Annotated in this window: 11 protein-coding genes; all 11 read right to left on the bottom strand. The window is 40.3% G+C overall.

From position 1 onward, the window contains the following. Positions 1-10: 10 nt before the first annotated feature. Entirely contained in the window at positions 11-1,603 is a 1,593-nt protein-coding gene (gene fliF, locus C5695_RS08175; protein WP_117730295.1) for a flagellar basal-body MS-ring/collar protein FliF, read from the bottom strand. Positions 1,604-1,652: 49 nt separating this feature from the next. Continuing rightward, positions 1,653-1,970, bottom strand: coding sequence for a flagellar hook-basal body complex protein FliE (gene fliE, locus C5695_RS08170; protein WP_007499609.1), 318 nt, complete (start codon positions 1,968-1,970; stop codon positions 1,653-1,655). 11 nt (positions 1,971-1,981) lie between these two features. Continuing rightward, entirely contained in the window at positions 1,982-2,434 is a 453-nt protein-coding gene (flgC, locus tag C5695_RS08165; protein ID WP_024424179.1) for a flagellar basal body rod protein FlgC, read from the bottom strand. After that, positions 2,434-2,823, bottom strand: a complete 390-nt coding sequence (gene flgB / locus C5695_RS08160; protein ID WP_012009952.1) for a flagellar basal body rod protein FlgB — start codon at positions 2,821-2,823, stop codon at positions 2,434-2,436. Before flgB ends, flgC begins: the two co-directional genes overlap by 1 nt. A gap of 288 nt (positions 2,824-3,111) precedes the next feature. Next, complete coding sequence (gene codY / locus C5695_RS08155) at positions 3,112-3,891, bottom strand: GTP-sensing pleiotropic transcriptional regulator CodY (RefSeq protein ID WP_117730294.1); 780 nt, start codon at positions 3,889-3,891, stop codon at positions 3,112-3,114. Between the two features lie 34 nt (positions 3,892-3,925). Beyond that, on the bottom strand, positions 3,926-5,326 hold the full coding sequence (hslU, locus tag C5695_RS08150; protein WP_117730293.1) for an ATP-dependent protease ATPase subunit HslU: 1,401 nt from the start codon (positions 5,324-5,326) through the stop codon (positions 3,926-3,928). A 16-nt stretch (positions 5,327-5,342) separates the two neighbouring features. Further along, positions 5,343-5,888: an ATP-dependent protease subunit HslV gene (gene hslV / locus C5695_RS08145; protein ID WP_117730292.1), complete on the bottom strand. Its 546-nt coding sequence runs from the start codon at positions 5,886-5,888 to the stop codon at positions 5,343-5,345. A 14-nt stretch (positions 5,889-5,902) separates the two neighbouring features. Continuing rightward, positions 5,903-6,820 (bottom strand): tyrosine recombinase XerC, encoded by a 918-nt coding sequence (gene xerC, locus C5695_RS08140; RefSeq protein ID WP_117730291.1) that lies wholly within the window; start codon positions 6,818-6,820, stop codon positions 5,903-5,905. Positions 6,821-6,882: 62 nt separating this feature from the next. After that, a complete protein-coding gene (gene trmFO / locus C5695_RS08135; RefSeq protein WP_117730290.1) occupies positions 6,883-8,187 on the bottom strand; it encodes an FADH(2)-oxidizing methylenetetrahydrofolate--tRNA-(uracil(54)-C(5))-methyltransferase TrmFO in 1,305 nt (434 codons plus the stop codon). Positions 8,188-8,257: 70 nt separating this feature from the next. Continuing rightward, entirely contained in the window at positions 8,258-10,333 is a 2,076-nt protein-coding gene (gene topA, locus C5695_RS08130; RefSeq protein ID WP_117730289.1) for a type I DNA topoisomerase, read from the bottom strand. 193 nt (positions 10,334-10,526) lie between these two features. After that, entirely contained in the window at positions 10,527-11,429 is a 903-nt protein-coding gene (gene dprA, locus C5695_RS08125) for a DNA-processing protein DprA (protein ID WP_117730288.1), read from the bottom strand. Positions 11,430-11,442: the final 13 nt, after the last annotated feature.

The raw sequence follows: 11,442 nt of genomic DNA, 5'->3' as shown, positions 1-11,442 counted from the left end.
TGTATTCCTCCTAATCCTCGGACAGCCAGCTGCGTAGCAATTTAGCAAAGTCTTCTGGTTTTTCTTTTGCCATTTTTTCAAGCTGATTTTTTCTCACCATTTCTTCTGTTTCTGGTTCAGTGTCGATATCAGGAACATGGATTGGTGTACGTTCATCAAACTCAAACTCTTCTTCTTCTTCTTTTCTGCGTTTACGCACGAGAAGAATAATGAGAGCGATAATTGCAAGTAGTAGCACACCGCCTACAATATAAACCCAGATTGGAATATTGTTTGATGGGTTTTCTGCTGCAGTTTGCTGTTTACCGTCTAATTTTGATACAGATAAAACAATTTTGTTATCTAGGTCTGCTTCAGTGAGCGCTTGACCATTTGTATATTCTTTGTCAATTGAAGTGCTAATGATCGTTGAGAGAATCTTTTTGATATCATCTTGCCTTTCAGGCGTTAAAGAGTTTACATCGTTTGCTGTTGGTGGTTCGACCAAAGCTTGAATGCCAACATCTCTAATTTTATAAGGACTTTCTTTGATATCTTTGTGGATGCGGTTGACTTCATAGTTGATACGATCTTCACTCTTTTCGTAATCTCCGCTTCCGTTCGCTCCATCGGCACCTTGATAATTTGTTACATCATCGTCGCCTGTTCCAGCGGTGCCACCAGCTGCTGCACCATTTCCTGAATACGTTTCAGCAATCTTTTCAGCGCTGACCGCGATGCCTTGCATGTTTTCTTTATCAACTGGTTCTACAAGATCTTCTTTTCTTTTCTCTTCAGTAAAATCAATGTCTGTTGTGACTGATACAGCAACTTTATCTTGACCCATCATTGTTCCGAGCAGCTGCTGAATTTTTCTTTGGAGGTTCTTTTCGATTTCCTCTTTTTTCTGCTGCTGTGCATCCATTCCACTTGCATAGGAATCGGAACTGCTGTTTAAGTCGTAGTAGTTAGAATCTTGGTCCATAATGACAATGTTTTCTGTTTTTAAATTCGGCACACTTTTTGAAATAAGATGATAAAGGCCTTTTACTTGCTGCGGCGAGAGCGTGTAGCCACGTTCAACTTGCAGCACAATGGATGCTGATGCATTACTTTGCTCTTCTCCAACAAAAACGGAATCTTTTGGCAGGTTAATCATCACTTTTGAATCTTTAATCCCATCAATTGTGTTGATCAGATTGGATAGTTCTGTCTGAGTTGCGTCTACTTTCAGAACATCAAATTCATTATCTGTTAAACCGAAGCCGGAATTGTTCGCAAAGAAGGAGTAATCAATATTCCCTGTCTTAGGGAGACCCTCAGATGCGAGTGTTACTTTTAAGGAATCTGCTTGCTTTTCTGGAACGAGAATCGTTGTTCCATTGTTCGCAAGTTCCGATTTAACGTTTTTGCCATCCAGTTCCTGTTTGATTTGCCCAGCTTCAGCCTCAGACAAATCTCTAAACAACGGAACCATTTTTTCAGAAGAAGCAAAGATGCTAACAACCGTAATAATGATTGCTAGGGCAGCAACGCCGCCAATCATAAGTATTTTTTGTAATTTTGATCGATTTCGCCAAAACTCAACTGTTCTTGTTCTTAATTGCATTAAAGTACGATTCATCTTAACCCCCGGTCATTCCATTCAGTCTTTTTTTGTCCTTCAGCACCTCCTACATCTGCATTCTCATAATCTCTTGGTACGCTTCGACTGCTTTATTTCGAAACTCCGTTGCAGCTGTGAGTGTCACACTCGCTTTTTGTGAGGCAATCATGACTTCATCTAGATTGACATCTTTTCCTTGTGCAAGAGCATTTGTATACTGGTCTGATTTCAGCTGTGATTGATTTAATGCCTCAATGGAATTCTTCAGCACGTCAGAGAAATTCGTTTGACTTTTAGGTGCAGCCGCTTGAACGGACGATGCATTTGTCAATTCACTTGCTTGCTGAGCGGTTTGAAGCTGGAAAGGAGATATTGCGTTAACCAATTCTTTTCACCTTACTTTCCTATTTCTAAAGCTTTCATCAGCATGCTTTTATTTGCATTTAGTGCGGTCACGTTTGCTTCATATGACCTTGAGCTGCTGATGAGGTCAACCATTTCCTTTAATGGATCAACATTAGGTGTTTGAACATATCCATTTTCATTGGCATCGGGATTTGTAGGATCATATTGAAGGTTGAATGGAGTTTCGTCTTCTGTAATCTTTGTTACTTTGACGCCGTTTCCTAATTTGCCGCTTGAATTCATACTTGAGTTCAATATAGATGAAAATGATTCACCTGACGGCTGTAATGTGACGAGTTTACGTCTATAAGGCTCCCAGTTGCCATCAACCTGTTTAGCTCTTGTTGTATCCATATTTGCAAGGTTAGAGGATACAACGTCCATTCTGAGCCTCTGTGCAGTTAATGCTGAGGCCGAAGCGTTAACGCCTGAAAAAATCGACATCACTTACCTCCTGTCAAAACTGTTTTAAGAGAATTGAATTTTCCGCTCATTCTTTCAACCAACGCATTATACTGAATTTGGTTTTTAGCGAGTTCACTCATCTCTTGATCAATATCGACATTATTTCCGTTTTCTTGATAAGAAGTACGGTTGCTTGAAACAACTGAATAATTAGACCCTGTTTTAGAAAAATCAATGTGACCTTGGTATGTTTTTTTAGCATCTAATTTGATCGACGCATCATTTAGCATGTCATGGAATGCGACGTTTTTCGACTTGTAGTTCGGTGTGTCTATATTCGCGATATTGTTGCTTATGACTTTTTGCTTAACATTCGCTCTGCCCAAGGCATTCTCAAGGTTGCTTATCGTTCCAGAAAATATATCCAAAACCATATACCTCCAATCATATGTATTTCATTCCATTTAATCATGTCGAGATTTGTAAAACCATATGTTCATTGTAAGAAATAATAGGATTAAAGTCTATGATGTATATGTAAAAAAAACTCGTAATATATATCTATTTTACGAATAGGTATAAAGGCCTAGATTCAAAGAACTACAGAATTGTAAGGGGTTTCTTGGAAAAAAGAGTGTCATTTTTCGGACAAATACTCATTTTTCACACAAAAAAAACCCTTTTCAGCTTGTATTTTGGCCGAAAAGGGGTTTTGATTAATGAGATTTTAAATTTTCGAGTTCAATTAAAAATTTGTTGTTTAACACTTTGATGTATGTTCCCTTCATTCCAAGAGAACGAGATTCGATGACGCCTGCACTTTCTAACTTACGTAAGGCGTTCACGATCACTGAACGAGTGATTCCTACACGGTCAGCAATTTTACTTGCGACAAGTAGCCCTTCATTGCCATCAAGTTCTTCGAAGATGTGCTCAATGGCTTCAAGCTCACTATATGAGAGAGAACTAATCGCCATTTGGACAACGGCTTTACTTCTTGCTTCTTCTTCGATCTCCTCTGCTTTCTCGCGAAGGATCTCCATTCCAACAACTGTTGCACCGTATTCAGCAAGAATCAAATCATCGTCTTTGAAAGTATCTTGCAAACGAGACAAGATTAACGTTCCTAAACGATCTCCTCCGCCGATAATTGGGACAATTGTTGTCAAACCTGATTCGAATAAGTCACGGTTCTCAATCGGAAAAGCTGTATATTCACTGTTAATGTCAAGGTTTGAAGATGTTTCAGGGACATTGAATAGACTCTTTGTGTATTCTTCAGGGAACTGACGGTCTTCAAGCATTTTCTTCATACGTGGATTTTCAATCTGTTGGTTAATCGAGTAGCCTAGTAGTTTCCCTCTTCTACTTAACACGAAAATGTTTGAATCAATGACATCTCTCAATGTTTCTGCCATTTCTTTGAAATTAACTGGTTTCCCCGCTGCATCTTGCAGCATTGAGTTAATAATCCTTGTTTTTTGTAGTAACGCCATAATAATGATCCTCCTAGATTACTTTATTCATTTGTTAAAGTATAAATTGACTTAAGTCTTTGTTATTTGCGATCTTTCCTAGCTTCTCTTCTACATACTGAGGGGTAATGGTCACTGTCTCCATTGTAATATCAGGCGCCTCAAATGAGAGCTCTTCAAGCAGCTTCTCAAGTATGGTATGAAGCCTTCTTGCACCGATGTTATCTGTCTCCTGATTGACATGATAAGCCACTTCGGCAATCTTATGAATAGCATCGTCAGAAAATTCAAGAGATATACCTTCTGTTTCAAGTAAAGCTTTATATTGCTTTAATAATGCGTTATCTGGTTCCGTTAAGATCTTCACAAAGTCTTCGATACTTAATTTATCTAATTCTACACGTATTGGGAAGCGCCCTTGAAGCTCTGGAATCAAATCTGATGGTTTCGCCATATGAAATGCACCTGCTGCTACAAAAAGCACGTGGTCTGTTTTCACTGCCCCATATTTCGTCATCACCGTTGAGCCTTCTACAATCGGTAAAATATCACGCTGAACCCCTTCACGAGAAACATCTGCAGAAGATGCACCACCGCTTTTGGCGATTTTGTCGATTTCGTCGATAAAAATAATCCCTTGCTGTTCTGCTTTATAGACGGCTTCCTGACTGACTTCATCCATATCAATCAGTTTTGAAGCTTCCTCAGCAGTTAACGCCTTTCTTGCTTCTCTGACGGTCAACTTTCTGCGTTTTTTCTTTTTAGGCATGAGATTGCCGAGCGCATCCTGCATATTCATGCCCATTTGCTCCATACCCGAGCCTTGAAGCATATCAAACATAGACGGCTGCTGTTCTTCCACTTCGATCGTGACATAATGATCTTCAAGTTCTCCCATTGCTAGTTGATGAGCGATTCGCTTTCTTGTCGATTCAAGTTCAACTTCTTCATTTGATTGATCTCGATCACGGTCATCTTCATCAGAACCACCAAACAGCATCTCAAATGGATTTTTCATAGACTGGCTTTTCTTCTTACCAGGAACAAGTAAATGAACAAGACGTTTATTTGCTTGTTCTTCCGCTTCTTCTTGGACGTCTTTCATCTTTTCTTCTTTGACAATTCTGATCGCTGTCTCAACTAGATCTCTGACCATCGATTCTACATCACGGCCGACGTAACCAACTTCAGTAAACTTCGTCGCTTCCACTTTAATAAAAGGCGCACCAGAAATTTTGGCAATTCTGCGGGCTATCTCTGTTTTCCCCACACCTGTTGGGCCGATCATTAAAATATTTTTCGGAACGACTTCATCCTTTAGCTTATCATGTAAAAGGCTTCTTCTGTAACGGTTTCTTAAAGCCACCGCCACTGCTTTTTTCGCATCAAGCTGACCAATGATGTATTGATCAAGCTTTTCAACTATCTCTCTTGGGGTGAACGGCTTTTTCTCCATACGTCTCATGTCCTTTCTATTCAAGCTCTTCTAAAGTGATTTGATCGTTCGTGTAGACACAAATTTCCCCGGCAGTTTCAAGAGCTGCATGAGCGATCTCTCTTGCTGTCAGGTGATCACCTGCATGTGTTTTAAGTGCTCTCCCGGCGCTAAGCGCATAATTGCCGCCTGAGCCAATGGCCAAAATACCGTCATCTGGTTCGATGACCTCTCCTGTCCCAGAGACAAGCAGGATGCTGTCTTTGTTCATGACGATCAGCATGGCCTCAAGCTGCCTGAGCATCTTGTCACTTCGCCATTCCTTCGCTAATTCGACAGCTGCACGCTTTAAGTTACCACCATATTCTTCAAGCTTTGTTTCAAACTTTTCAAAGAGTGTAAATGCATCTGCTACTGAACCTGCAAAGCCTGCGAGCACCTTGCCTCCGAAAAGACGGCGCACTTTTTTTGCCGTGTGTTTCATCACGACAGCCTGCCCAAATGTGACTTGACCGTCACCAGCCATCGCACTTTTCCCTTTATGTTGAACGGCAAAGATGGTTGTTGCATGAAATGATGACATGAAAAAACCTCCTTTTAGGATCGTTTAAAAGCCCTTGGGTGATGAGACATGTACGTGTTTCTTAAAGAATCTTTTGATACATGCGTGTACACCTGTGTTGATGATAAATTTGAGTGACCGAGAAGTTCTTGAACACTTCTCAAATCTGCCCCCTCGTTTAAGAGGTGTGTAGCAAAGGTGTGCCTTAACATGTGAGGATGGATATGTAATGTGCCAGACGCCTTTTTCATTAATTCAGTAAGAATGAATCGAACGCCCCTGTCTGTAAGAGGCGCCCCGCGCTGATTCAAAAACACGTAGGCAACAGCACGATCTTTCCCCTTCGCTTTCAGCTTCTGCCTTCCATCCTCTAAATAAGTGATGAGTGCTTCATGAGCATATGAACCAAAAGGAACATACCTCTGCTTGCTGCCTTTCCCATGAACAAGCACTGTATCCATCGATAAATCAAGATCAGATTCTTTTAATGAACATAACTCACTGACCCTCATACCTGTTGCATAAAGAAGTTCTAAAATTGCCTGATTTCTTTGTCCGAGCGGTGTGCTGACATCAGAAACTGTAAAAAGCTCTTTTAGTTCCTCTTCATACAAAAATGAAGGAATTCGCTTATCCTGCTTTGGTAAGCTAACGAGTAAAAAAGGATTTTCTTTCACAAGCTGTTCTCTTAATAGAAATTTATAAAAGCTGCGAAGCGCAGAGACTTTCTTACTAATCGTTCTTCTTGTCAGGCCTTTTTCATAAGCTTCTGTTAAATAAATTCTCGTATCTTGATAGGATACCTCTTCAAAACCGTCTATTCCTTGAATGTTCATAAATCTGACAAATTCTTCTATGGCTTCTGTATATCCTGAGATCGTTAAAGCTGAATAGTTTTTTTCAATTTGCAGATATTCAATGAATAAGTGGACAAGACGCTGTTTATTCGTCATTTTTACACCTCTTTAAGGCTTTTAAATGGTATCACATATCTTGCTTTCCGTGCAATGTTTTACTACAGAGATTTCGAAATAGTTTGAATAGTTTCGATTGCGCGCTTAGCGTACTCTGCATAACGCTCTTGTTTGTTTTTAATTCGAACACCAAGATCCTTCAGCAAGCCAAAATTCGCATTCATCGGCTGGAAGCTCTTCTTATTTGTCGATGTGATGTAATAGGCCATACTACCAATCGCTGTTTCCTCGGGAAGTGTCACAAGCTCTTCTCCTTTGACAAAACGAGCCGCGTTAATTCCAGCCACTAGCCCGGAAGCTGCGGACTCGACATAGCCCTCAACACCTGTCATTTGGCCGGCAAAGAATAGATCGTCTCTATTTTTAAACTGATAAGTTGGTTTTAAAAGACTTGGTGAATTAATAAAAGTATTGCGGTGCATAACGCCGTAACGAACAATCTCTGCTTCTTCAAGACCTGGAATCAAGCGAAATACTTCCTTTTGATCTCCCCACTTCAAATGTGTTTGGAAGCCAACGATATTATATAAAGTACCTGCTGCATCATCCTGTCTTAATTGAACAACAGCGTAAGGTCTTTTTCCTGTTTTCGGATCTTCAAGTCCTACTGGCTTCATCGGGCCAAACAGCATCGTTTTCTTTCCTCTTTTCGCCATGACTTCAATTGGCATACAGCCTTCAAAGAAGATTTCTTTTTCGAATTCTTTTAATGGCACAGTCTCTGCAGAAATGAGCGCCTCATAGAAACGATCAAATTCCTCTTCTGTCATTGGACAGTTTAAATAAGCAGCCTCTCCTTTGTCATAGCGTGATTTTAAGTACACCTTATCCATATCAATGCTATCTTTTTCTAGAATTGGTGCCGCTGCATCATAGAAATAGAGATACTCTTCACCTGTTAACGTTTTTAATTCTTTTGAAAGTGCTTCAGATGTAAGCGGGCCTGTCGCAATAATTGTCGGACCTTCTGGAATGCTTTGCACTTCTTCTTGAAAGACCGTAACATTCGGGTGGTTTTTCACGCGCTCAGTGACGTTTGCTGCAAATTCATGACGATCTACCGCTAGCGCTCCGCCAGCAGGGACTGAGCTTTCATCTGCTGCTGCGATAATGGCTGAATCTAAATGACGCATTTCTTCCTTTAATACACCTACCGCATTCGTCAAAGCGTTCGCACGCAGTGAATTGCTGCATACAAGCTCTGCAAATTTATCCGTGTGGTGAGCTGGCGTTTGTTTGACAGGTCTCATTTCATACAAATTGACTTTAATTCCGCGCTTGGCAATTTGCCAAGCCGCTTCACTTCCGGCTAAACCTGCTCCGATCACATTTACAAATTGACTCATTGTACAACTCTCCTATTTCGTAAGTTCTGTTTGATGACATAAAAAAGCAGGTGAACAAGGTTGCTCACCGCTATTTTTGTGGTTCCTCTTTATAATCACAGCTCACACATTGAACCTGCATGCCTTTTTTCAGCTTTTTCTCTACAAGCATATTTTCGCATTTTGGACACTTTCTTTCAATTGGTTTGTCCCAAGAAACGAATTCACACTCTGGAAAACGATCACAGCCATAAAAAATGCGGCGTTTTTTAGATTTTCGTTCAACGATGTTTCCTTCGTGACAAGTCGGGCATTTCACACCGATGTCTTTCACAATTGGTTTTGTGTTACGGCAGTCAGGGAAGTTAGAACATGCCATGAACTTACCGTATCTACCCATTTTGTACACCATTGGATGTCCGCACTCTTCACAGTCAACCCCGGCGTATTCAGGTTCAATCTCAACTTCTTGCATCTCTGCTTCTGCTTTTTCTACGCGTTTTGCAAAGTCTTGATAGAAGCTGTCGATAATGCGCACCCACTCAATCGTACCTTCTTCAACGCTATCAAGTTCTTTTTCCATTTTCGCTGTGAATTCCACGTTAATGATTTCAGGGAAGAATTCAATGATCAAGCTCAGAACAATTTCTCCAAGTTCTGTTGGAATAAACCGTTTGTTATCAAGTGAGACATAGCCGCGCTTTTGAATCGTATCTAACGTTGGTGCATACGTAGACGGTCGACCGATTCCTAGCTCTTCAAGTGTTTTAACAAGTCTTGCCTCAGTGTAGCGTGGGGGCGGCTGCGTGAAGTGCTGTTCAGGTTCGATATCTTTTGAAAGAACCGTATCGCCTTCTTTCAGATCAGGCAGCATTTTGTCCTTTTCTTCTAGCTGGTCGTCTTTCCCCTCCACATATACCTTCATGAATCCAGGGAATTTCACTTTACTTCCGTTAGCACGGAATGTAAGTCCGTTATTGTCAAGGTCTACACTCATTGTATCAAGAACAGCCGGTGCCATTTGGCTTGCCACAAATCGTTCCCAAATCAATTTATACAGACGAAGCTGATCACGGCTTAGGACATGTTTGACATCTGCTGGTTTTCTTAATGTAGAAGTCGGTCTGATGGCTTCGTGAGCATCTTGTGCATTATCATTCTTTTTGGCGGTTCGTTTTGTTGTATTCAAGAAATTCTTACCGTACGTCTGATCAATGAAAGCAGATACTTCTTCAATCGCCGTATTGGAAATACGTGTTGAGTCTGTTCTCATATATGTAATGAGTCCGACTGTACCTTCTTTACCAAGATCAATTCCTTCATATAATTGCTGTGCAATCATCATCGTCTTTTTCGCACGGAAGTTTAATTTTCTGGCAGCCTCCTGCTGTAAAGTAGATGTTGTAAACGGAACAGCTGGATTACGTTTACGCTCTTTTTTCGTCACTTTCTCTACAGAGAATTTGGTCCCTTTTAGTTTCGAAAGGATTTCTTTTACATCTTCTTTTGTTTTCAGTGGATGCTTTTTCCCATTGACGCCAAAGAAACTTGCTTCGAAGCTTTCTTTGCCTTTTAGGAATGTACCGTCAATTGTCCAGTATTCTTCTGGTTTAAACTCATTAATTTCATTTTCGCGATCAATAATTAGTCGTAGTGCAACAGATTGCACACGGCCAGCACTTAATCCCTTTTTAACTTTCTTCCATAAAATCGGACTGATCTTATACCCAACAAGACGATCTAAAATCCGTCTCGCCTGCTGTGCATCAACTAAATCCATGTTGATCATACGTGGATGCTTAAAGGAATCTTTAATCGCATCTTTTGTAATCTCATTAAAGACAACACGGCAGTCAGAAGAGAGGTCAAGGTCAAGACTATGCGCTAAATGCCAAGCAATCGCTTCTCCCTCTCTATCGGGGTCAGCTGCGAGATAGACTTTCTTTGCTTTTTTCGCCGCTGTTTTTAATTCCTTTAAAACGGGGCCTTTCCCGCGAATCGTAATATATCTCGGTTCGAAATCATGCTCAGTGTCAACACCAAGCTGACTTTTCGGTAAATCCCTTACGTGTCCCATTGAAGCCTTTACTTTATACTTTTTACCTAAATAACGCTCAATCGTTTTCGCCTTGGCTGGCGACTCAACGATGACTAAATAATCAGCCATACTCAAAATCCCCCTTAAGAGGTGTTCTCTCTTTATACATTTCACAATTCATATTTATGTTAATTGCACCTATCTAACAGGCAATCGTTAAAAATTCTTTATGATGAACATCATTATAAACACGAAAAACAAAGTGTAAACTTAAATCCTCACTATTATTAAATATTCCTGTGTCTTTTGTCAAACGATATTTTTATAAGGGTTCAGTATATTGAACACTATGGAAGGAGAATTCCTCTAAAATATCCTTCGTTGAATGAACAAGCTTCGCTCCCTGCTGGATAAGTCTAGCTGGACCTGTGGAATTAGAATCAAAGATAGAACCGGCAACCGCAAATACCTCTTTTCCTTGCTCAAGTGCTTGATAGGCTGTAATGAGCGAACCGCTCTTTTCTTTGCACTGTATCACAATGGTTCCTCTTGTCAGAGCACTAATTAAACGATTTCTCATTGGAAAATGCCATTTTTCTGGTTTGACATAAGGCGGATGCTCGGATAAAAGCAAATGATGCTCGCCCATGTATTCAGCCATTTGCACATGTTCCTTTGGGTATAAGTGCTGAAAGCCGCCTGCTATAATACCGATGGTTTTCCCTTTATGTCTTATGCACTCTTTATGTGCAAGTCCATCAATTCCTTTTGCTAAGCCACTCACAATCATCCAATCTTCCTGTACAAGCTCACCAACAATTTTCTTCACACATGCTTCTCCATAAGATGATGGAACTCGTGTGCCTACTACACCTAAACTTTTTTCTTCATTTAAATATGATACGTTTCCTTTTAGGAATAACACAGGGGGAGGATCATAAATATGTTTTAGTATGCTGGGATATAAGGGTGATGTGATGGGAATCATATGAATGTTTTGCTTTAAATAGGCTTGAACGATGTGTTGAAAAATGGGGAATTCATTTTTTTCGGCTTGTTTTAAGCGGGTAAAGTCGATCTTTTGTAATGATCGATCCTGTTTGAAATGATGTGTTTCTTCATTTATATATAGCTTAGGATCGACTTTCCACCATTTTGTTAACAAAGAGGGTGAGATGAGGCCTTTTAAGCGGTGAAAAATCATTCTTTCGGACACGTTGTACATACCATTCCTCCAG

The organism is Bacillus pumilus (assembly GCF_003431975.1).
Lineage (GTDB): Bacteria > Bacillota > Bacilli > Bacillales > Bacillaceae > Bacillus > Bacillus pumilus_N.
This window is presented reverse-complemented; position numbering and strand designations above follow the sequence as displayed.